Source organism: Stenotrophomonas sp. CASM106 (assembly GCF_049384825.1).
GTDB classification, from domain to species: Bacteria; Pseudomonadota; Gammaproteobacteria; order Xanthomonadales; family Xanthomonadaceae; genus Stenotrophomonas; species Stenotrophomonas muris.
Map to the genome: position 1 here is coordinate 411,990 of NZ_JBMRFS010000003.1, position 21,812 is coordinate 433,801.

Consider the following 21,812-nt stretch of genomic DNA (forward strand, 5'->3'; position numbering starts at 1 on the left):
CCCGCAGGGAAGGAAACGCATGCTGAACTCCGAACGCCTGCCGGGGCGTGCCACCCGGCTGCTGGCAGGACTGCTTCTGCTTGGCCCTTGCCTGTGGGCAAGCGCGCAGGCGTCGCCCCAGCCCGCCGCACGCAAGGTGCCCAGCGGTGCCGAACTGATCGCAGGCGATGCGCGCTCTCTGAGCCCCGCCCATGCGCCTTGCATGGCGGCCGCAGGCACCGCGCTGGACGCCCGTCGCCGTTGTGCCGACGCTGAACTCAAGGTGCACGACGATGCACTCAATGCCGCCTACAGCGCGGCGCGCTCCACACTGACCGCCCGTGATCAGCAGGTGCTGCGCGATCTGCAGCGGCAATGGCTGCGCCAGCGCGACAACCGGTGCCCGGAAGGCAGCACGGCCGTTGCCCAGCTGGATTCACAGCAGTGCCGCACGCACATGACCCTGCTGCGTGCCCGCCAGTTGCAGGGCGGCGGTGCGGCGGCGCTGGTGGCGGAAGCCAAGGCGGCCCCGGCGCCGGCGCAGGCCGCTGTGCATGCCGCCGATGCCGCGCCCGACAAGCAGGGCAGGATCGTCCTGCGGCCCGGCGAGGGCAGGCTCACACCGGCACTGCAGGTGGTCTTCCAGGTGACCGATTGCAGCGGCACCGACAGCGTGACGACCTGCCAGGTGCGAAGCATGGGCGTGACCCGTGGTGGGCGCAACGTGGTGGTCACGGACGTGCAGCCGCGCCTGACCCGCGCCGGCACCGGTGCCCAGGGTGCGACCGCCGTGCTGCTGACCGTTTCGGATTTCAATGGTGATGGCGTGCCGGACCTGCAGGTGTGGCAGGACAACAGCGGTGTCTACAACGTTCCGGTGCATGCGTTCTACCTGTTCGATGCCAAGCGCAACCGCTATGTGCGTGCCAAGGCGTTGGAAGCGGCCATCGGTGGGCGCGACATCGACCATATCGACAATGGGCGGTTCGTGCTTCGCGCGAAGGTCAGCCCGTGCGAGCGCGAGGACAAGGTCATCCAGCTGCGCGGAACCGGCACGCGCACGCTGCTGCAGCGCCGCTATGACACCTGCAGGGGCGAGGCCCCTACCGAATCGGACCTGCTGAAGTAGGTCTTCCCCCGACGAATGGATGCGTTCCGGAACTGGAGAGCTGAAGGATGAGCGAAGGCTATGGAAAAGGTGGGTCGGGCTTCGGCCTGACCCGGGACCAGTCGGTCGAGATGATCGTGCGTACCTGCATCGACAACGGCGTTACCGACCATCGGCAGATTGCCTATGTGCTGGCCACGGCGCAGCACGAATCGCGTGATTTCGCCGCGCCCGAGGAAGACTGGGGCAGGAAGCAGGCGGTGGACCTGCGCTACTTCGGCGGCGAGGAGTATTTCGGCCGGGGCTTTGCCCACCTCACCCACGTCAACAACTACGAGCGGCTGGGCGAGGCGCTGGGGATGGGCCGCGAGCTGGTCGAGCATCCGGAACGGGCTGCCCGGGCAGACATCGCCACCAAGGTGCTGGTGGTGGGGATGCGCGACGGCCTGTTCGGTGCGCGGCTGTCCGACAACGTCAACGCCAGCCATGCCGACTACCGGCAGGCGCGGGCCTCGGTCAATGGCGGTGAGCTGAACAACGGCAGTCCCTATCCAGACGCCATCGCCACACGGGCCACTGAATGGGAATCCCAGGTTGCCGGCCTGGTCCAGCGTGTGCAGCAACCAGGCTTCCAGATGCCGATGCCGACCCCCCAGGCGCCCGCCGGGGCGATGGACCTGCACCGGGGTGACGCCAACCAGCACGTGCTGGAAGCGCAGCAGTACCTGCAGCGCTTGGACATCCGCAACAACGCCAATGCCGCGATCAAGCCCGACGGTGATTTCGGCGCCTCCACCGAGCAGGCCGTGCGCCGCTTCCAGACCGAGCGGGGTATCAGCCCGGCCAATGGCCGCATCGACGATGCGCTGCTGGAACGCATGCGCAGCGACACGCTGGCGGTCGATCCGGACTTCAGGCGCCGGACGGTGACTGACCTGACCGGCCCGCTGGCCGACGGCAACCTGGGCCCCGGTGAGAAGGGCGAGCCGGTGTTCGAAATGCGCCGGCAGCTGGAGGCGTTGGGGTACCTGACCGAACCGAACCCACGTGCCGAGCGCGATGCGCGCACGTTTGATGCCGGCATGCAGGCGGCCATGCGCAACTTCCAGCAGGACTATGGCCTGCCGCTGCGCCCCGGCGGCGTCATCGACGCGGATGCGCGCCGGCAGTTGAACGATGCCGCCGTCGCTCGCGAGCATGCGCCGACCACCGAGTTCGACCGCGCGGAGAACTGGCCGCCGCAGCGTCCGCCCTATACGCGGGCGGAGTTCCAGCCGGAGCAGGTGCAGGCGCGGCAGCAGGCAGCGGCGAATGCACCGGTCGCTGGTCCGGCCGCGCCGGAGCCCGCACCGCAGCCCAATGGCATGGAATCGCTGTCGCCCAGGGACGCCGCGCTGTTCGAGCGCATCCGCCAGGGGGTACCTGGCACCATCGGCGACGAGCACGTCATGCAGGCAGTGCTGGAGTCCAAGCGCAACGGCATCGATGATGCCGCGCGCGTCGACCGGGTGATGATGGCCGGAGATCGCCTGTGGGTTGCCGGGTTGATTCCCGGTGAGCGCGCCAGTGTGGATACGGCACAGCCCGCGCGCTCGATGGAGGAAACGGTGAATGATCTGGCCGGTGACGACCGGCAGCGCGAGCACCAGCTCACCCTCGAAAGCCGCCAGCATGAGAACCGCGGGCCTTCAATGGCCTGAGCCTGCGGCAGCGACGTGCCCGCAGTGGGTCCGTCGCTGCCGGCAGGGTGTTTACAGCGTCACCACCACTTTGCCGATCTGTTCGTTCGATTCCAGGTAGCGGTGGGCGTCCTGGATCTGCGCGAAGGGGAACACCTTCGCGATCTTCGGCGCCAGCGTGCCCTTGTCCAGGCCGTCGACGATGAACGCCTTGGCACGTGCCAGCGCGGCATCGTCGGAGACGATTTCCGAGTACAGGTAGCCCTTCAGCGTCAGCGACTTGCCCAGCACGTTGAACAACGGGAACGGAGTGGGTTCGCTGCTCAGCGCGCCGTATTCCAGCAGGATGCCGCCACGGGCCATTGCCTCGGTCAGCGGCACGAACTGCGGGCCACCGATCGGGTCGAACACCACGCGGGCGCCGGCACCGCCGGTGATGCGCGCCACTTCGGCTGCCAGGTCCTGTTCCTGGGTGGCGATGACATGGGCGGCACCGGCATCGAGCAAGGCCTGGCGCTTGCCCGGGCCACGGGTGACCGCAATCGGCGTGGCACCCACTGCATTGGCGATCTGGATCGCGGCCAGGCCGACGCTGCTGCTGGCAGCGGTGATGATGACGGAATCCCCGGCGGCCAGCTGCGCCTGCTCCAACAGTGCGCCCCAGGCGGTGACGTACTGCATCCACACCGCAGCCGCCGTTTCGAAGCCCAGCGCCTGCGGGTGCTTGACCAGCAGTCGCGCCGGCACGTTGGCCAGCTCGCCGTAGGTGCCCCAGCGGGCGATGTCCAGCGGCGGCACCACGCTCACCGCATCGCCAGCAGCGAATCCGCTCACCGCACTGCCGACCGCCTCGACCATGCCGGCCGCTTCATAGCCCAGCCGGCTGGGGAACTGCGCCTCCTGCAGATAGGCGCCGTTGCGGAACATCACCTCGGCACGGTTCAGGCCGATGGCCTTGACCCGGATCTGGACCTCGTCGGCGGCGGGGGCGGGAACATCGATGTCGTCGATGCGCAGCACATCGGCGCTGCCATATTCGTGGATGCGGACAACCTGGCTCATGGGGGACTCCTGGGCAAGGCCGGCGCAGGGCCGGCGGAAAGGTGGAGGCTACTGTGCGCGTGGCCTGCCTCCAGAATAAGGGGTAATCTGGCGTTTCATTGAAAACCAATTGTTTGCAATGGACCTGATCGCTCCCCTGCGGACCTTCGTCAAAGTGGCCGAGGTCGGCTCCTTCGCCGCTGCCGCCGACGCGCTGGACCTGTCGCCGCAGCTGGTCGGCAAACACGTGCAGTCGCTGGAACAACACCTGGGCGTGCGCCTGCTCAACCGCACCACGCGCAAGCAGAGCCTGACCGACTTCGGCCAGGCCTATCTGGCCCGTGCGCGGGTGATCCTGGAGGAGGTGGAAGGCGCCGAGCAGCTGGCCGAAGTGGCGCGCGGGCGGCCGATGGGGCGCCTGCGCGTCAGCGCACCGGTCACCTTCGGCGTGCATGCACTGGGACCGGCGGTGGTGGCCTACCTGCAGCAGTACCCGGACGTGCAGGTTGATCTGAACCTGTCCAACAGCCTGGTGGACATCGTCGAGGACGGCTTTGATCTTGTGTTCCGCACCGGTGATCTGGCCGACAGTGGGCTGGTGGCGCGACGGCTGGGGCCGTATCCGCTGGTGCTGTGTGCATCGCCGGCGTACCTCGCATCGCGCCCGGCCATTGTCCATCCGGCCGATCTGAGTCGGCACGAGTGCCTGGGCTTCGCCCATTCGATCATCCGCACGCGCTGGAGTTTCCGCGATGCTGACGGCAGCGTGCTGAGCGTGCCGGTGTCCAGCCGCTTCATGGTCAACCAGGCCGAGCCGTTGTTGACCGCGGCAGTCGGTGGGCTGGGGTTGATCCTGCAGCCCCATGAAATGCTTGCCGCCGCGCTGGCGCGTGGTGAACTGGTGGAAGTGCTGCCGGACTACGTGCCGGTGTCGACGTGGATCAACCTGGTGTACCCGCGCGACCGCCAGCTGACGCCCAAGCTGCGCAGTTTCCTGGACTTCTGCGTGGCACGCTTCAGCGAGCAGACGATGGCACGGCGATAGCACGGCATCGGTTGGCATTCCTGTGACTGCCTGCGAAGGATCGCCCTGAGACGATTGGCCGGTTGCCGCTGCGTAGCGCGCGCTTGCTGCTGGGGCTGGCGGCATTGCTGTTCGCCGCCAACGTGATTGCGCAGCAGACGACTGCGCAGGCGCTGGCCGCGTGGGAAGCGCAGGGGCGTGCGGATGGCCTGGCGCGACCGGATATCGAATGCCAGGATTTCCTGCAGGCGATGGGCCGGAAGCCTGCGGGACCGGAATACAGCGGCTGCAGCCAGGACGACGCGTCCTGCATCAAACCCATGCAGGCCCACTACCGCGTTCCAGGTACCCAGGCAGTGAAGGTGGAAGCCTATCTGCGCGATACCTTTGGCATGCCTGCATTGCGCTACGCCTGTTGCGGCTGGAGCAATGGCGCGCCGTACTACTGGCGCGACGGCCCGGATGCGGTGAGGTACCAGATCGGCATGGGCGTGGAATCGCTGCCGCATGAGCGGGGCGATTGGCATCGCATCGAGGCGTTCATCGTCACGGTTGAGGTGCTGCGGCAGGGTCCCTGGCATGGATGCAGCGGGCGGTTCCATGATCTAGGATGCGCCCAGGGATACCCGCAAAGGAACTGCCATGAAGGCTGTTGGCCGCCTGCTGCTCTGCAAAGTACTGGCCTGTTCGGTGCTGATGACGCCTTGGGCTGTTCCGGCAGTGGGCGCCCCCTCCAGCGTGCGTGCACATCCGCGTGCGCAGGACGCCATCGGTGACTGGCTTGCGGCCTTCAATGCGGGCAGCCTCGAGGGGTTGCAGGCATTCGCCGATAGATACGCGAAGAAGCAAGGCAGTGGTCCCAAGGACTATCTCGAATTCCGCGAAAGCACAGGCCCCTTGCGCGTACTCGAATCAACCGAGAGTGCGCCCGGCCAAGCGAAGCTGCTGGTGATGGGCCAGATGAACGAACGCGCGATGTGGGTGACCGCCGTCATGGACCCGGCCAATCCGTCGCACCTGATGCAGTTCCAGATCGAGGGCACTGAAACGCCGGACAAGCACAAGCCGGCACGGGTTGCATTGCCTGCCCTGATGGCCGACGTCACAGCAAAGCTGGAGGCGCTGCGGGCACAGGACGCGCTGTCGGGCGCGTTGCAGGTGGCACAGAATGGGAAGGTGCTGCTGGACTGGCGCGGTGGTGATGCCGATCGCAGCACTGGAATTGCAGTGGGCGTGGAGACGCAGTTCCGCCTTGCGTCCTCCAACAAGATGTTCACCGCCGTGGCCATCCTGCAGCTGGTGCAGGATGGCAGGCTCAGTCTCGATGACACGATCGGCAAGCACTTGCCGGACTATCCGAACAAGGCTGTCGCCAGCAGCGTGACCGTGCGCGAGTTGCTGTCACACACCAGTGGCCTGGGGGACTTCTTTGGCGATGGTTTCGAACAGTATTCCGCGTCCCTGAAGACGCTGGATGACTACGTGCAGCGGTTCGCCAGGGATGCGCCGCAGTTCACGCCCGGCAGCCAGGACAGCTACTCCAACTATGGCTTCATCGTATTGGGACGCATCATCGAGGCGGTATCGGGGCAGTCGTACTACGCATATGTGGAGGAGCACATCCTGCACCCGGTGGGCATGACCGGCACCGGCTTCGAGCCGGAAACAGCGAGCGTTCCAAAGCGTGCCGTCGCTTACACGAAGCACGATGGGCAATGGGTCCGTGAAACGAAGTCGCTGCCCTGGCGCGGCATGTCGGCCGGTGGTGGCTACAGCACAGTGGCCGATATGGTGAAATTCGCCGAGGCACTGCAAGGCGGGAAGCTGGTTTCACCTGCATTGCTGCAGCAGGCCACCACGGCGCAGAACCACAAGGGCTGGTATGGCTTTGGTTTCGTGGTTCAGGGCGAGGGCAGGGAGCATCAGTACGGCCACGAAGGCGGTGCGCCCGGATCGAACAGTGCCATCGTGGTGCTGCCGGCGCAGGGCTACGTGATCGTTGGCCTGGCCAATGTCGATCCGGATGCGATCGGTAATGTGGTCAACTACATCGCGCGAAGGTTGCCACTGTGAACGCGGCAGGTGCCGTTCATTCCGGTACCCGCACCATCTTCGTCATCAAGTGTTCCACCACACCCGCCGGGTCCGCAGTGCGGCCGACATGCGTGCTCGACATCTGCACAACCGAGCTGCGCTTGGCGGTGAGGAAATGAAAGCGGGCGCGCGCGGGCAGCTTTGCGATGGGTCCGGCGCTGGCGTCGCCACGGCAGATGGCCACGATTGCATCCAGCCATGGCTGCAGCGCGTCCTGGTCCAGCGCCGGCGCGAAGGCACGCAGGCGCTCAGGATCGATTTCGATGGCCGCCTCCAGATGGCGCGCGCCCGGGCAGGAGACGATCACCCCGACGTTGATGAATTCCTCGCGTTCCACCCGCGGCACGACGCGGATGACCGCATAGTCATACGTGTGCAGCGTGGGCACGGATGGCCTCCTGCACGAACACTGCACGCACTTTCAGGCGGTGCTTGAGATAGTCGATATAGCCCTGGCGATAGGCCTGTGGGCTGTCGAACGCCGGTTCGTCCACCAGCCAGCTGTCCGGCACCAGGCCAACGATGCGCTCGATTTCGGCATCGGTCAGGCACGCAGCCAGTTCTGCGTCCACCTCGGCAATGCGGCTGGCGAACGACAGCAGCACGTGGTCGCGGATCAGCACGAACGGCTTCTCGCAGGCATCGCCGGCGCTGGCCCAGTCGTGGTGGAAGTACATGGCCGCACCGTGGTCGATCAGGTACAGCTTGCGATGCCATACCATCAGGTTGGGGTTGCGGGTGGTGCGATCGACGTTGCTGGTGAATGCATCGAACCAGACGATGCGCGAGGCCAGCTCGGCATCCACCGGCATCGCGGCCGGGTCGTAATTGATTGCACCGGGCAGATAGTCCAGGCCCAGGTTCAGGCCCTCGCTGGCGCGGATCAGCTCCTGGATTTCCGGGTCGGGCTCGGTGCGGGCGAACTCGCGGTCCAGTTCGACGAACAGGATTTCCGGAATCGGCAGGCCCAGCGTGCGTGCCATCTCGCCGGCGATCAGCTCGGCGATCAACGCCTTCGGGCCTTGGCCGGCTCCACGGAATTTCAGCACGGCCATGCCGTCGTCGTCGGTCTCGACCACGGCGGGCAGGGAGCCGCCTTCCCGTAACGGGGTGATGTAGCGGAGGGCATGTACGGTGCGCATGGACGCATTCTAGCGTCCTGCCAGGGCAGGCGTGCCGCAGCAGAGCGGGGCGCCAGCTTAATGAACGGGTACCGCGCGAACCGCTTGTTGCAGGTCGCCTGCAATCTTCACTTGTTCCTTCCGCGTGGAGTGGCAGCATTCGTTCCAACGGAGCAACGCACCCGCGTGTGACCTTCAACAGGAGGCGCTCATGCCACTACAGTGCAGCTGTCACGCTTCACCGTGTATGCAACGCAACGCGTGGTGTTGATCTTGACCTGACACGGTCACGCCATCGGCGCAGATGGCCATCCGCCGCAGTTCCAGCCAAGTTCCAGACACCTTTCACCCATCGCACCCCCGCGTTGCCCGGTCGGGCCTGCGATCCAGCTACTTGCGCCCCGAGAGAGATTCCTGCGTTGCCGTCGACGCTGGCAGCGTGGGACCGCCGAACCCACGCTATCCCCACAGGCTTTGGAGGTGCACCGATGAACGACGAATTCAATGCCATGCTGCCCCCACTGGACGATGCCAAGGCCGAGGAAATGATCGGCAAGGTCGTGCTGGTGGGTGTCACCCGCTATGGTGGCGACGGCCAAGTGCAGGGTCTGGAGCAGTACGCGGGCACCGTGCTGCGCATCAGCGCCGACGAAGGCGTGGTGCTGGCCGACGAAGACGATGGTCATGAGCGCTACCTGCCGCCCATGCTCGACCAGTACCAGCGGGCCGAGCCAGGCGAATACCGCATGCGGAACAGTGGCATGATCGTGGTCGACCCCGATTACCTGACCGCCTGGGACCTGCACGCCCAGCAGTGACGACAGACCACGCCTGGCAGATGCCGGTCCATCGCCGGCCTCTCCGGGCGTGTCCCACTTTGCCCCATCCGGCCTCTAGCCCTTCCGGCCCATTCACCCCATCCCCTGCGGTGCTAGATTCGGGTCCATGCCCGATTCCGGGTACCCATTCACACCCAGGGGATAAGGATGCTGATCCGTCGAACCTCTCTGGCGGCGGCTGTTGCCGTTGCCACCGTCGGCCTGTTGGCCGCTGGCCCGGCCTTGGCCGACTACGCCAAGCCGCCGGAACACCTGCTCAAGGTGCTGAAGGCACCGCCACCGCCGGCGCCGAACGTGGCCCCGGGCGGCCAGCGCCTGCTGCTGACCACCGCGCAGACCTACCCCTCGATCAGCCGCGTGGCCCAGCCCTACCTGAAGCTGGCCGGCGTGCGGCTGGAGCCGAAGAACCGCAGCCGCCATGACACGCCGGGTGGCTACGGCATTCCGGCCTGCGTGGCCGACTTCACCCTGGTCGACATCGGCAGTGGCAAGGAGACCAAGGTCAACCTGCCGCAGGGCTGCGCCACCGGCGCGCTGTGGTCGGCCGATGGCAGCCACTTCGCCTTCCAGAATGCGGTCGATACCAGCGTGCAGCTGTGGGTGGGCGATGCGTCCACCGGCCAGGTGAAGCAGGTGCCGAACGTGCAGTTGAACCCCATCTTCGGCAACACCGTGCAGTGGCTGGGCGGCAGCCAGAACCTGCTGGTGAAGCTGGTCCCGGCCAACCAGGGCCCGGCGCCGTCCAACGGTGGCGTGCCGACCGGCCCGGATGCGCAGGAGTCGCTGGGCAGCAGTGGCGAGAGCAGCACCTATGAGGCCCGCGACACGCTGACCAGCGTGCACGACGAAAAGCTGTTCGCTTACTACGGTGCCTCGCAGTTGGCCGTGGTAGATACCGCCGCAGGCAGCGTGCGCCCGGTCGGGCAGCCGGCACTGTTCAACGAAGTCAGCGCCGCGCCCGATGGCGTGCACGTGCTGACTGAATCGATCAAGGCACCGTATTCGCACGCGGTGACCTACCAGCGTTTCGCCAACGACGTGGCCGTGCTGGATATCAGCAGTGGCCGCAGCACGCCGATCGCCAGCCTGCCGCTGGCCGACCGCGTGCCGGTGCACGGCGTGCCGGAAGGCCCGCGCGGTTTCGACTGGCGCGCCACCGATCCGGCTACCCTGGTCTACGCCGAAGCGCTGGACAAGGGCGACTGGAAGGTCAACGTGCCGCATCGCGATCGCGTGCTGATGCTGAAGGCGCCGTTCAACGGCAAGCCGACCGAAATCACCCGCACCGCGCAGCGCTTCGAAGGCTTCGCGTGGACCGCCGATCCGGCCGTGGCCTTCCAGTACGAGAACGACGAGAATCGTCACTGGATGCAGACCCGCATCGTCGATGTGGACCAGCCGAAGAAGGAAGGCCGCCTGCTGTGGGACATGTCCAGCGATGAGCTGTACGGCAACCCTGGCAATCTGGTCTTCACCCGCCTGCCGAATGGCGCGCAGGTGGTGCGCCGTGAGGGCAACCATGTGTTCCTCAGCGGCCGCGGTGCCTCGCCGCAGGGCGACCGTCCGTTCCTCGACCGCCTCGACCTGGCCACGTTGAAGAGCGAGCGCCTGTTCCGCAGCAGTGCAGACGCCTACGAACAGTTCCTCGGTTTCAGCAACACGCCGGGCCGCTACCTGACATGGCATCAGTCGGTGATCGATCCGCCGAATGCCTTCGTCCGCCAGCAGGGTGAGGCGGTGGCTGATGCGAAGGCCGGCGAGGCGCAGTTCGCGTCCACCGCGACCGCACTGACCAAGCTGGTCGACCCGACACCGGAAGTGCGCCAGATCAAGAAGCAGCTGGTGACCTACAAGCGCGCCGACGGCGTGGACCTGTCGTTCACCCTGTACACGCCGCCGGGCTACAAGGAAGGCCAGCGCGTGCCGGCGATCCTGTACGCCTATCCGGCCGACTTCGCCAACGCCGCGCAGGCGGGGCAGGTGTCCGGTTCGCAGCAGACCTTCACCCGCCTGCAGCCGTACCGCCTGATGCTGCTGGCCGGCTACGCGATCATCGACAACGCCTCGTTCCCGATCGTGGGCGATCCGAAGAACGCCTACGACACCTACCTGGAGCAGCTGGAAGCCGACGCCAAGGCGGCGGTGGACAAGGCCGTGGACATGGGCGTGGTTGACCGCAACCGCATCGGCGTGACCGGCCACAGCCACGGTGGCCTGATGACCGCCAACCTGATCGCGCACACCAAGCTGTTCAAGGCCGGTGTGGCGACCAGCGGTTCGTACAACAAGACCTTTACCCCGTTCGGCTTCCAGAACGAGCGTCGCTCGGTGTGGCAGGCGCAGGACGTGTACCTGAAGGCCTCGCCGTTCTTCTATGCCGACAAGATCAAGCTGCCGCTGCTGCTGGTCCACGGCGAGGACGACGCCAACCCGGGCACCGAGCCGTTCCAGTCGCGCAAGCTGTACCAGGCGATCCGCGGCAACGGCGGCATCACCCGGCTGGTGATGCTGCCGAACGAGCCGCACTGGTACACCGCGCTGGAATCGAACGAACAGTTGGTGGCGGAAATGCTGAACTGGTTCGATACCTACGTGAAGAACGCCAAGTGAAGGAACAGGAAGGCCGCCTCAGAGCGGCCTTCCTGCATTCTGTAGAGCCGAGCCCATGCTCGGCTGCCGTTCGTCGGAACCCCAGAGGCAAGGCAGCTCCATGAAGATTTGGTTGTTGGGACTGACAGCGGTGTGCGCATCGTCTGCGGCGATGGCGGCACAGCCACAGATGAGCGTCGATGTGAGATACGACTGGTACGGCTGGGGCTCGGTATCAGAGCACTGGGTGATCCGGCGCGATGCCTATGGCCTGACCACCCGCGTGCAGGTGGTGGAGACGCCCGACGGCAAGGCGCGATTGCCGGAGCTGCTGCCGTTTGGCGCCATGGCGGCGCTCGACACCGCGCTGCAGACCGCCCCGCTGACCAGGGCGGCCGCGGTGCAGCGGATCGCTTCGCGGCTGGATCGCGCCGAAATACTGTCCCTGGACCCGGGGCTGCACAGCTTGGACACGGATGCCTGTTCGTTCGCACAGCAGCGCGCGTGGGCGCGCAAGGCGCTGTCCGGACGGAGCCTGCAGTCGCGTGTCGACCGGCATTTCTCCGGGCTCTGGACCGATGATGTGCCGATGATGACGGTTGTCGTGAGCCGGCCGGGGCGTCCGGATGTGGTGCTGGTGTCGACCTCACAGAAGGTAATGATGCTGCCCTGGAAACGCCTGCCCTCGGTGGTCTTCGAGCAGCAGGACCTGGACAACGCGCAGGAGCAGTGGCACCCGGAACTGAGCGAAGCGGTGATTGCCCTGCTGCCGGAAGGGGAAGACTCACGCAGGCGTTTCCAGACTCGCTGGTTGCATGACCGGCTGCGCAGGGATCTCGCGATGGAGTCGCTGGACTGTGGCGCCAGGGGCAGGGATTCCGCCATGTGATCAATCGCACATGCCCTGCAATCAACTGTGGAGACTCGGTAACGACGTGTTACCGGCACATTCGCACGCCACGCAAATGATCTAGGCTGAACCTGATAGCTCGTTTCAGGTCACTGCGATGAAAGCCATTCTTCTTGCTGCAACGTTGTCGTTGGCCCTGGTTTCAACGGCCCATGCCCAGTCGTTTCCTGCTGAGCTGACGCAATTGGGCATCGTCGCCGGCATGCCCTATGCCAAGGCCAAGCGCCTGCTGGATGCGGCAGGTTGGCGGGCGAGTCCGGCACAGGGCGCCCCCGAGTCACTTGAGGGCTTTCCGGAAGTCGGATGCCAGAAGGGCGGAAAGCAGTGCGCGACAACCTTCGAGAAGGGCGGGCAGCAGATCGCGGTGCAGCTGGGCACTACCTTGGCAGGGCAGCCGTTCGTGCAGGGCGCTGATTGAGCGTCTGCCACTCTCACGCCAGCGGTAGGCGATCCTGCGCGCGTGACAGCCGGTCATGCAGGTCACGCACATGCTCGGCCTTGGCATGCACCCGGGTGGTATCACCGAAGCTGCGCAGGTAGGCGCAGGCGGCGAATCCGGCACTCTTCTTTTCATAGTCGGCAATCCAGGCCAACCGGTCCGGGTTGTTGGCCTGTTCGGCTGACCACGCGGCCACCGGCGGCCTGATGCGATAACGCAGGCCGACGCGCCACGGCTTCGGTGTCAGTCGCGCACGGAAGCAATGCTGCAGCCGGCACATGCGCGCGTACAGGGTGTCGGTGCCCAGTGCCTTGAAGAATGACTGGAGCTGCTCGTCCTCGGGTGAGAACGTGGCATGCATCGCCAGCACGCGCAGCCCCGCCGGGGTGCGGTAGACGCGCAGATGCCAATCGGGATGCTGTTCGCTGAAGGCGTCCACGCGCTTCAGCGCAAGCCCTTCAGCACCGCCGGCAGCGGCCAGGCGCTGCTTCCGCCGCATCAGCAGTGCCGCGTTGACCAGCAGCACTGCCGCCACGCCCAGTACCAGGCCCACCAGCCAATGCCAGAGCACGGTGCCGATGACGGCGCCGGCAAGCAGCACGAGCGCCGCGACGATGGCCGGTATCACGCATCCAGCCGGTGGCTGCGCATGGTCGATGTCGGCGAACAGCACGTCGGGGCTGTTGAGGCACAGCGCGCCATAGCTGTTGCGGGTGATGATGACATCGCCATCGCGCTGCACGATCTGCTCGCGGATCGGCACGCCCTCCACACCGTAGTTGCTGCGCACTTCACGACGCGGCAGCACCTGCCCGGCGATGATGGCGTTGAGGGCTTCATGGGCACGTGCGTCGGCGTGGGCCTGGGCTTGGGCAGGCCCCTCGTCGGACCAGCCGAAGCGGCGCACGACCATCGGCCGGCCACGGAAACGGGCCTGCAGGCGGGCTTCGGCCCAGTACGCGGGAACGATCATCATCGTGCGGTGCTCCATCATCCATGGCAGGTGCCTGAGTGAGTCTGGCACAGCCCCGAAGGGCCTGCATGTGCCCGCTGCGGTGGCCGGGGCGGAGTGGTAGATTGCGCGCTTCGCATGCACTCCACCAAGGACGGAGCGATGTCCAGTTTCCTGCGTTGCCTGCTTGCCCTGGCCTGTGCCGGGGCGGTCGGCGTGGCGTCGGCGGGAACCCCGCCGGGGCCGCAGATCCTCACCACCGATGCCAGCCGCTTCTACGCGCTCTACGACAGCACCGGCGGCAAGCCCAGCATCGCCCAGCTGGCCGGTTACCTGGCCGAAGGCAGTCCGGGCCTGGGTGAACTGGCGAAGGCGCGCCGGGTCACGCCCGAGCGTATGGCCGAGGCCATTGCCAGCCAGCCCGGGGTGTATGCGCAGGGACGCGGTTGCCTTGCAGAGCTGCCGGCGGTGAAGCAGCGCCTGGTGCAGGTGTTCGGCAACCTGCAGGCGATCTATCCGCAGGCCGCGTTTCCGCCGGTGACCATCGCGGTCGGCCGCGGCCGACCGGTCGGGTTGACCTCCAAGAGCGGGGTGATCATCGGCCTGGAAGCGCTGTGCGCAGCCGATTTCATGAATCCCAATGTGCAGGACCGCTTCGTGCACGTGATCGCGCACGAGTACGTGCACATCCAGCAGACCGGCCTGACCGACGTCGAGCCGGGCGACCCGCATGCGACGGTGCTGCGTGTTTCACTGGGCGAAGGCATCGCCGAGTTCATCGGCGAGCTGATTTCCGGCAATGTCGGCAACGGTCGCCACGCGGCCTGGACCCGTGGCCGGGAAGTGCATATCGAAAGCGCCTTCGCACTGGATGTGGACAGCACCGATCTGTCGCCGTGGCTGTACAACTACAAGCCCGGTTCGCAGGAACCCTATGATCTGGGCTACTGGGTGGGCTATCGCATCGCCAAGGCCTATTACCTGCAGGCCAAGGACAAGCGTGACGCGGTGCGTGCGCTGATCCAGCAGGACAACCCGAAGGCGATCCTGGCCGCCAGTGGCTGGACGCCAGGCATGTGGATGCCGGCCAAGGTGACCGGCGTGGCGGCGCGGTCGGCGGCACGCTGAGCGCGGGGCCGCGCGCTAGACTGGCGCAGACATTCAACGGAGAGACCCCATGCGTTCCTTGTCCGCTGGCCTGGCCGCGGTTGCCCTCGGTAGCGCGATGAGCGTCCATGGGATGGCGGCCGACGTGCCCGCCGTCAACCCGTTGTTGGTGGAACCTGTCGAGCGACTGCGCCCGGACGAGGTGCGCTTCATGCAGCAGCGCCTGGCCGATTGGCCGGAACTGCAGCGTTACCGCGATGCCAACGCGCGACTGCCTGCCGCCGTACCGGGGCAACCACGCGTGGTGCTCTTCGGTGACTCGATCACCGAAGGCTGGGGCGGGGAGGGCAGCGCGACGTTCTTTCCCGGCAAGGGTTGGTTCAATCGCGGGATCAGCGGCCAGACCACGGCGCAGATGCTGGTGCGTTTCCCGCAGGACGTGCTGGCACTCAAGCCGCAGGTGGTGGTGATCCTGGCTGGCACCAACGACATCGCCGGCAACACCGGCCCGTCCACGCAGGCGATGATCGAAGACAACCTGCACGCGATGGTGGACCTGGCTCGTGCACATGGCATTGCCGTGGTGCTGGCATCGGTGCTGCCGGTCAGCGATTACCCGTGGTTGCCGGGCACGGCACCTGCGCCCAAGGTGCGCGCATTGAACGCGGCATTGAAGCGCTATGCCGATGCGAAGCAGCTGGTCTATCTGGACTACTACACGCCGATGGCCAATGCCGCCGGAGGGCTGGATCCGCAGCTGGCCGACGACGGCGTGCATCCCACGGCGAAGGGCTATGCGGTGATGGCGCCGTTGGCCGAGGCGGCGGTCAAGCGCGCAATGGCGCTGGAGTAGGCACAGTACCCGCACTGCACAGGATCCAGCCCGCCAAGGTACAGTGGCGCCGAAGCTGGCCACGCCGCGTGGCCGCCAGGGACGATGGGGTGGGTGATGCGGAAGGGAATCCAGGGATGGCTTTGCCGCAGTGGCGCAACGATGGCCTTGCTGCTGGCCGCCGTGCCGGCGTTCAGTGCAGACACGGCGGTGCCTTCGCCGCTGACGCGTGAACCGGTGGGCGGCGTTTCGTTGGCCGAATGGACCGCCCGCTGGTGGCGCTGGGCCGACGCCCAGGGCGGGGCGCCCTATCTCGACCCGGATGGCCGTGTGTGTGATCTGGGCCAGGAAGGCCCGGTCTGGAACCTGGCCGGCACCAATGGCCGTTTCCGGCCACATCGCGAATGCGTGGTGCCGGCTGGCAAGTACCTGTTGCTGCCGATCATCAACATGGCGCACTACCAGGTGGATGAGGCTGTGTCCTGCAAGGAGCTGCAGGCGGGGGCGGCGGTCAACAACGATTACCTGATCAGCGCGGTGGTGCTGCTGGACGGCCAGCCACTGGGCGACATGCGCAGGCATCGGGTCCGCAGCGAAGGCTGCTTCCGCATGGATGCCGACGACGAACACTCTCGGCTGGCCGCCGCCGACGGCTACTGGGTAATGCTCAAGCCGTTGCCGCCGGGCCGGCATACCCTCAGCGTGGGTGCCAACTACGGCGTGCCGGATGGCGGCGCATACAGCCGCATGCGGCAGTCCTTCGAGTACGTGCTGCACGTGGGAGGGCGCACCCAGGTCGTGTCGCGCGAACCGCACGCGGTGCCGGTGGCGGCCCCCTGAAGCTCAGGCGTCGTCCTGCTTCAACGCCGCATCGGCGGCCAGCAACGCTTCGGCGGCCGCACTGAGCGGCGGCGACGGCGGGGCGACCACGCCGATCGCTTCCATCATCTTCGGCATGCCCAGGAACTGCCGCGCACGCCGGTCGTAGATGCCGGTGACCAGCAGCGCGCGCGTGGCGATCTTCTGCTCGGGCCCGATCAGCACGCGCTGCTCCATGATGCCGCGCGAGCCGACCCAGCCCACCAGGCGCGTTTCCAGGGTGAAGCGCTGGAACGGCTTCAGCTCGCGACGGAACTGGATGGTGCCGGCGCCTACGATGGGCGCCCACTTCTCGCGCAGCGCCACCCGGCCCAGGCCCATGCGCAGGATCAGGTCCAGCCGGCCCAGGTCGAAGATGTTCCAGTAGCGACCGTTGGTCATGTGCAGGTTGCTGTCCAGATCGTTGGGCAGCACCCGGAACTGCAGGCGCGAGACCCCGAACGGGGCCTCCAGCTTCGGCCGGAACAGGCTGCACAGCAGCAGGTGGAGCAGGCGGAACCAGAGATTCATGGCTATGACGACTGTTATAGAATCGCCGGTACGCTAATCTATGACGACTGTCTTAGCAAGGAGCCCACCGTGAGCCCGCGTCCCTCTGATGCGCCACAACGCGTGATTGATGCTGCGGCACAGATGCTGGCGCGCGTGGGTCTCAATGCCACCAGCATCCGTGAGGTGACCAAGCTGGCCGAGGCACCGCTGGGCTCCACCTATCACCACTTTCCCGGCGGCAAGCAAGAGTTGCTGGCGCGCGCCACCCACATGGCTGGCGACAAGGTAGAAACGCTGCTGGTGGAGCTGCTGAAGGGTGGGGCGGTGCAGGGCCTGCAGCAGTTCCTGGCGATGTGGCGTGAGCGCTTGCTGCGTTCCGGGTTCCGCGCGGGCTGTCCGGTGCTGGCCGCGGCAGTGGAAGAGCCGGTGGAGGCCGTGCCCAGCCAGGCACGCGTTGCCGCTGCCGAAGTGTTCGCGCGCTGGCAGGGGCATCTCGCCGCAGCCTTCATTGCCGACGGCCACGAACAGTCGGCTGCGAACGGGCTGGCCAGCCTGGTGATTGCCAGCGTGGAAGGCGCAGTGGCGATGTGCCGCGCACTGCAGGACATCGCCCCGTTCGACCAGGTGACCGCGCAGTTGCTGAAGGCGGCCGCGCGTCCTTGATCCGGCTATCCGCGTGCGGAAGACGCGCAGCAGGTCATCGGAAGATCATCAGATAGCCCCAGCCGAGCACGATGGGCAGGAAGGCAGCGATGGCCGACGCGCCCAACCAACGCAGGTAGCTGCGGGAGGCGGGGGATCCCTGCCGCTTGAGGGCCCAGGCATGCGTCGGGAGCACCAGCAACGCCTGCACCGCAAAGGTGGCCACGGCGGCAAGCCATGCCACCAGGACGCCGAGGCAGCCATCGCTGATGCAGCGGCTACCAAACCACGAACCCCAACCGGCGAGGCCAATCATTGGAACGAACATCACGAGGGCGGTGGAGCGGGTGAGCTGGGAGACGTGCATGCCGTAGAGCATGCTTTTTCGTGGCGGAAAGTCATGATCCAGCCGCCGGCGCGCGGGTACAAGGCCGGCGCCAGTGCGGCCTGTGGGTGATGGACCCACGGCCCCATCGCGCTGGAATCCGTCCACCACCGCCTACGCGTGCCCGGCGAGGATGTCCGCATGCAGCATCAGGTTCCCGAGGTCCCTTGCCGCGCTGCCTCCCGCCCCCTCGCGGCGGCATGAAGCGATCGCGCCATTTTTCACGCAGCCCAACATTGCCGATGAATCACGGCAGCGAAGTCGTGCGTGCGCGCCGGTACCTGCAGCAGCGGGGTTGGCCACGCCTGCAGATGGCGCTGATCGTCGTCCTGACCGGTGCGGCCGGTTTCCTTGCCTCGAACCTGTTGCGCCTGGCCGGCATCGACGCGATGCTGCTTCGCTGCCCGATGGCTGTAGTGCTGGCCTATGGCGTGTTCCTGCTGCTGGTGTGGATCTGGATCCGCTGGCGCTGGGCAACGTACTGGAGGGACTGTCGCAGGATGTGGGCGGTGGCAGCCCATCGCCTCGCATGCAGGGCATGCAGGAACAGGGATGGTGGCGGGTATGCGTGTCGCATACGATCTGGCCGCTGCTCGGCCTGCTGCTGTTTTTCGCCGTACTGGGCTGGCTCGCGCAGGAATGCGTGCCGGGTGCGAGCCATCTGCTGCAGGTCATCCAGGGGGGGAGTGCGGTTGGCTCCTTCATATCGCCTGGACCCGCCCCGTTTTCAGCTGCACTGAACAGTGGGCTATGATCGCGGTCGGCCGGGATTCGTGTCCCGGCGGTGTCACCTATCGGGAGCTTGTCGTACTGCATCTGAAACAGGGGCGCTGGATGGCCGAACGCCCACTGGGACACACAACCACTGACGAGGAAGAGCGCATGGATGTCGCTGCACGCAGGAACAGGACGTTGTTTCGTTGGATCATGGTGACGCTGCTGGCGGCGTTGTTGCCGTTTGCAGCACTGGCGCAGCCCGCAGCCGGGCAGGCCGATGGTGCCGAAGCCGCCACCGCCGCGGAAGAGGCGCAGTGCCGCGCCTGTACCTATGAGCGCATTGGAACCAAGGTCGATATCGGCCTGGTGGCACTGGTGTCGCTGCTGGTGGTGGGCCTGCTGACCGCGGCGTCGCGGGAATGGGGCACTACCTCGCAGCGCTGGACCTGCCGCACGCTGGCCCTGCTGCTGGTGGGTGTCGGTGTGGCGTTGCTGTGGTGGGCTGGCAGCGTCGTCTACCTGGGCTACAACCCGTGGCAGGAAATGGCCGCCCCCGCCGATGGCTCGCTCACCTCGACACTGCTCAGTACCTCGCCGAAGTGGTTGGCGGCACTGGTGCTGATCGGCTTGGCGCCTTCCATCTGGAAGCGCAGCGAGCGCCTGCCGGCCTGGCGTATCGGCTGACACTGGAACGGCGGCGCCGGATCACACCCGGCGCCGCCTGCGGCAATCAGTCAAAGCGCCAGCGCATGCCCGCATAGACGCCACGACCTTCGCCCGGGGTCGAGCGCGCGACATCCTTGCCGGCGTCGTCGTAACCCGGCGTGACCGTAGCGGCGTAGTGGCGGTTGCCGATGTTGCGCATCTCCACCCAGGCCTGCCAGCGGCCACCGGGTGCGTCGTAGCCGATGCGGCTGCCGAAGATCACATGGCTGTCGGCCCAGTAGCTGTTGGCGTAGTCGACGGCGATGCGCGAGGCGTATTCGGTATTGAGCGCAGCGTACAGGCCGGATGCATGATCGAAGCGCAGCTCGGCCTGGTAGGCGTGGCGCGGCAGGCCGGGCAGGCGGTTGCTGCCGAAACGCGCGTCGTGGCGGTAGCGGAAATCGCTGAAGGTATAGGCCTGGCGAAGCGACAGCCGGCCCGGTGCAGCCTGCCACAGCGTGCTGTCCAATCCGGCCTCGATGCCGCGGTGAACGGTGGGGCTGGCGTTGTTCTCGGCGATGAACAGGTTCGGCACCGGTTGCAGTTCAACGCTCAGCAGTTCGTGGTTCACGTGCGCGTAGTAGCCGGTCAGTTCCCAGCGGCCCAGCGCCGCGTCACCGCGCGCGCCCAGTTCCAGCGTGGTGGCGGTCTGGTTCTGCATCGGCACCGGCGCGCGCTGGCGGCCGGTAGACGGGCCATTGCCTGGCCCGAAGTACTGGTTCGAGCCCCAGATCATCGACCACGGGTGCGGCGCCTCCACCGAGCGGCTGAGGTTGCCGAACCACTGGGTCTGGGCGCTGTGCTGCCAGGTGAAGCCCAGTCGCGGCGCATGGTCCCAGTCGTGGTCGCGCAGGCGGCCGCCGCTGCTCGGCCAGGTCACCTGCACATCGCGACGGGTGTTGATCAGTGCCAGCCCGGTCTGCATCCGCAGGCGGTCATTGAAGGTGAGGGTATTGCCGACGTGCAGCGTGCTGTCGGTGCCGTGGTGCCGGAAATCACGCGTGCGCGTGCCGGCGGCATAGCCGTTGCTGGCAAAGCGCAGCGACTCGCGCACATCGGCGTCCAGATCGTGGGTGATGCGCAGGCCGACCGTGGTTTCGCTGTCCAGGCCGAACAGCCGGTGGCGGCGGCGGTAGTCCAGCGTGGCGTTGAGGTTGGCGTAGTCCAGCTGCTGCCGGTACAGGCTCTCGTTCAAGTCCATCGGGTACGTGTGATAGACCAGCCCGGCCTGCAACGAGGAATCTTCATCGATCTGCAGCGTGGTGACGTTGCCCACCCAGGTGCTGCCCGGCTGCGGGCGACGCGCATCGATGGCCAGGTTGGCCGCATTCGCGGCACGCGGATCGTTACGGATCTGATCGCGGGTCAGGCGACCGGGCGTTTCATGATTGGTTTCGCGGTAGCGCACGAAGAAACGCGTCTGCAGGTCGGGCGTGATCTGCCAGCCGATGTTGGCCATCGCGCCCTTGCCGTCGCCGCGCGCATGACGCTGGTAACCGTCGAATTCGGTATCGGTGTAGGCCAGGAAGTAGTCGACATCACCACTGACGCCGCCCCAGCTGATGCCGCGCTTCTGGTAGCCACGGCTGCCGGCTTCGTAGTGCAGCTGCACGCCCGCCGAATCACGACCGCTGCGGCTGACGTAGTCGATGGCACCACCCAGCGCCAACGCACCGCGCTCGAAGCCGTTGGCGCCGCGCAGCACTTCCACGCGCGACAGCCACAGTGGTTCCAGCAGCTCGTAGGGCGTGCCGCCCGGGCCGGTCAGTGGCAGGCCGTCGATCGACACCGCAATGCCCGAGGCGTGCGCGCCCGGGCCACGATTGATGCCCGAGCCACGGATCGAGATCCTGGTGCCTTCGTTGCCCGGCGACTGCGCGCTGATACCCGGCTGATAGGCCAGCACATCCGCACTGGTGGATAGGCGGCTGTCGGCCTTGGCCACGTCGATGACGTTACTGGCGCCCGGCACGCGCTTCAGCGCTTCGCGCGCCTGCGCGTTGGCACCGGCGGCGGTGACCTGTACGGCGTCCAGCGTGGTGGCCTGTGGGGCGGCGGCGGCGGTGGAAGCCAGGGCGAGGGAAACAGCCAGGAACAGCAGCGACGGGTGAGGGCGGTACGACGGAAGCGACATGCGGGAATGCTGTAAACCACAAAAGTGGCGCGCAAGTTAACAGGTCGGCAGCGCCGCGTCACCCGCCGGCGGCGTATGGCCGCCCGCCGTGTTCCTGTAGAGCCGAGCCCACGCTCGGCTAATCGCGCGCAGCGCGGGTTGTCT

Annotated in this window: 22 protein-coding genes; 15 read left to right on the plus strand and 7 right to left on the minus strand. The window is 66.7% G+C overall.

Translation table 11 applies throughout. The features are described from left to right. Window positions 1–19 precede the first annotated feature (19 nt). A complete protein-coding gene (locus tag VG556_RS09260) occupies window positions 20–1,108 on the plus strand; it encodes a lysozyme inhibitor LprI family protein (RefSeq protein ID WP_100450308.1) in 1,089 nt (362 codons plus the stop codon). A 47-nt stretch (window positions 1,109–1,155) separates the two neighbouring features. Next, window positions 1,156–2,787, plus strand: coding sequence for a peptidoglycan-binding protein (locus tag VG556_RS09265; RefSeq protein ID WP_100450307.1), 1,632 nt, complete (start codon window positions 1,156–1,158; stop codon window positions 2,785–2,787). Window positions 2,788–2,838: 51 nt separating this feature from the next. On the opposite strand, the gene VG556_RS09270 is transcribed toward VG556_RS09265, so the two are convergent. Continuing rightward, window positions 2,839–3,828 carry a zinc-dependent alcohol dehydrogenase family protein gene (locus tag VG556_RS09270; RefSeq protein WP_049408600.1) on the minus strand — a complete coding sequence of 330 codons (990 nt, stop codon included), beginning with the start codon at window positions 3,826–3,828 and terminating at the stop codon, window positions 2,839–2,841. A 118-nt stretch (window positions 3,829–3,946) separates the two neighbouring features. On the opposite strand from VG556_RS09270, the gene VG556_RS09275 reads away from it, so the two are divergent. From VG556_RS09275 to VG556_RS09285, 3 genes are all read left to right on the plus strand, one after another. Continuing rightward, the gene (locus VG556_RS09275; RefSeq protein ID WP_049408602.1) at window positions 3,947–4,852 is read left to right on the plus strand and encodes a LysR family transcriptional regulator; all 906 of its coding nucleotides are present in this window, start codon (window positions 3,947–3,949) and stop codon (window positions 4,850–4,852) included. Window positions 4,853–4,935: 83 nt separating this feature from the next. Then, window positions 4,936–5,607 carry a DUF4952 domain-containing protein gene (locus VG556_RS09280; protein ID WP_238381470.1) on the plus strand — a complete coding sequence of 224 codons (672 nt, stop codon included), beginning with the start codon at window positions 4,936–4,938 and terminating at the stop codon, window positions 5,605–5,607. After that, window positions 5,528–6,904, plus strand: a complete 1,377-nt coding sequence (locus tag VG556_RS09285) for a serine hydrolase domain-containing protein (protein ID WP_238381482.1) — start codon at window positions 5,528–5,530, stop codon at window positions 6,902–6,904. The genes VG556_RS09280 and VG556_RS09285 overlap by 80 nt, the downstream gene beginning before the upstream one ends. Window positions 6,905–6,920: 16 nt before the next feature. Here the strand turns inward: VG556_RS09285 and VG556_RS09290 are convergent, their stop codons facing one another. Both VG556_RS09290 and VG556_RS09295 read right to left on the minus strand, forming a co-directional pair. Next, a complete protein-coding gene (locus VG556_RS09290) occupies window positions 6,921–7,313 on the minus strand; it encodes a DUF3037 domain-containing protein (protein WP_014647643.1) in 393 nt (130 codons plus the stop codon). Continuing rightward, the gene (locus VG556_RS09295) at window positions 7,291–8,067 is read right to left on the minus strand and encodes a HipA family kinase (RefSeq protein WP_046431494.1); all 777 of its coding nucleotides are present in this window, start codon (window positions 8,065–8,067) and stop codon (window positions 7,291–7,293) included. Before VG556_RS09295 ends, VG556_RS09290 begins: the two co-directional genes overlap by 23 nt. Window positions 8,068–8,534: 467 nt before the next feature. Between VG556_RS09295 and VG556_RS09300 the strand changes: the two genes are divergently transcribed. From VG556_RS09300 to VG556_RS09315, 4 genes are all read left to right on the plus strand, one after another. Next, entirely contained in the window at window positions 8,535–8,864 is a 330-nt protein-coding gene (locus VG556_RS09300; RefSeq protein WP_014647641.1) for a hypothetical protein, read from the plus strand. A 168-nt stretch (window positions 8,865–9,032) separates the two neighbouring features. After that, window positions 9,033–11,495 (plus strand): S9 family peptidase, encoded by a 2,463-nt coding sequence (locus VG556_RS09305; protein ID WP_100450305.1) that lies wholly within the window; start codon window positions 9,033–9,035, stop codon window positions 11,493–11,495. Between the two features lie 55 nt (window positions 11,496–11,550). Continuing rightward, a complete protein-coding gene (locus tag VG556_RS09310) occupies window positions 11,551–12,363 on the plus strand; it encodes a hypothetical protein (protein ID WP_238381469.1) in 813 nt (270 codons plus the stop codon). Window positions 12,364–12,481: 118 nt separating this feature from the next. Next, a complete protein-coding gene (locus VG556_RS09315; protein ID WP_100450304.1) occupies window positions 12,482–12,802 on the plus strand; it encodes a hypothetical protein in 321 nt (106 codons plus the stop codon). Between the two features lie 13 nt (window positions 12,803–12,815). On the opposite strand, the gene VG556_RS09320 is transcribed toward VG556_RS09315, so the two are convergent. Next, entirely contained in the window at window positions 12,816–13,799 is a 984-nt protein-coding gene (locus VG556_RS09320) for a membrane protein (protein WP_032962095.1), read from the minus strand. A gap of 138 nt (window positions 13,800–13,937) precedes the next feature. On the opposite strand from VG556_RS09320, the gene VG556_RS09325 reads away from it, so the two are divergent. The 3 genes from VG556_RS09325 to VG556_RS09335 all read left to right on the plus strand — a co-directional run bounded on the left by VG556_RS09325 (window position 13,938) and on the right by VG556_RS09335 (window position 16,554). Beyond that, window positions 13,938–14,903 (plus strand): DUF2268 domain-containing putative Zn-dependent protease, encoded by a 966-nt coding sequence (locus tag VG556_RS09325; protein WP_100450303.1) that lies wholly within the window; start codon window positions 13,938–13,940, stop codon window positions 14,901–14,903. 49 nt (window positions 14,904–14,952) lie between these two features. Next, window positions 14,953–15,735, plus strand: coding sequence for an SGNH/GDSL hydrolase family protein (locus VG556_RS09330; protein ID WP_100450302.1), 783 nt, complete (start codon window positions 14,953–14,955; stop codon window positions 15,733–15,735). Between the two features lie 141 nt (window positions 15,736–15,876). After that, window positions 15,877–16,554: a hypothetical protein gene (locus tag VG556_RS09335; RefSeq protein ID WP_049408613.1), complete on the plus strand. Its 678-nt coding sequence runs from the start codon at window positions 15,877–15,879 to the stop codon at window positions 16,552–16,554. 3 nt (window positions 16,555–16,557) lie between these two features. Here VG556_RS09335 and VG556_RS09340 read toward each other — a convergent pair whose 3' ends face one another. Beyond that, entirely contained in the window at window positions 16,558–17,103 is a 546-nt protein-coding gene (locus tag VG556_RS09340; protein ID WP_049397600.1) for a thioesterase family protein, read from the minus strand. Between the two features lie 69 nt (window positions 17,104–17,172). Here VG556_RS09340 and VG556_RS09345 point away from each other — a divergent pair, with 69 nt between their 5' ends. Continuing rightward, on the plus strand, window positions 17,173–17,748 hold the full coding sequence (locus VG556_RS09345) for a TetR/AcrR family transcriptional regulator (protein WP_049408615.1): 576 nt from the start codon (window positions 17,173–17,175) through the stop codon (window positions 17,746–17,748). A 34-nt stretch (window positions 17,749–17,782) separates the two neighbouring features. On the opposite strand, the gene VG556_RS09350 is transcribed toward VG556_RS09345, so the two are convergent. Further along, window positions 17,783–18,106, minus strand: coding sequence for a hypothetical protein (locus VG556_RS09350; protein WP_075076612.1), 324 nt, complete (start codon window positions 18,104–18,106; stop codon window positions 17,783–17,785). 454 nt (window positions 18,107–18,560) lie between these two features. On the opposite strand from VG556_RS09350, the gene VG556_RS09355 reads away from it, so the two are divergent. After that, window positions 18,561–18,866 (plus strand): hypothetical protein, encoded by a 306-nt coding sequence (locus VG556_RS09355; RefSeq protein ID WP_069118318.1) that lies wholly within the window; start codon window positions 18,561–18,563, stop codon window positions 18,864–18,866. A 128-nt stretch (window positions 18,867–18,994) separates the two neighbouring features. After that, on the plus strand, window positions 18,995–19,513 hold the full coding sequence (locus tag VG556_RS09360) for a hypothetical protein (RefSeq protein WP_032961999.1): 519 nt from the start codon (window positions 18,995–18,997) through the stop codon (window positions 19,511–19,513). 46 nt (window positions 19,514–19,559) lie between these two features. Here VG556_RS09360 and VG556_RS09365 read toward each other — a convergent pair whose 3' ends face one another. Then, entirely contained in the window at window positions 19,560–21,668 is a 2,109-nt protein-coding gene (locus VG556_RS09365) for a TonB-dependent receptor family protein (protein ID WP_100450301.1), read from the minus strand. Between the last annotated feature and the right edge of the window lie 144 nt (window positions 21,669–21,812).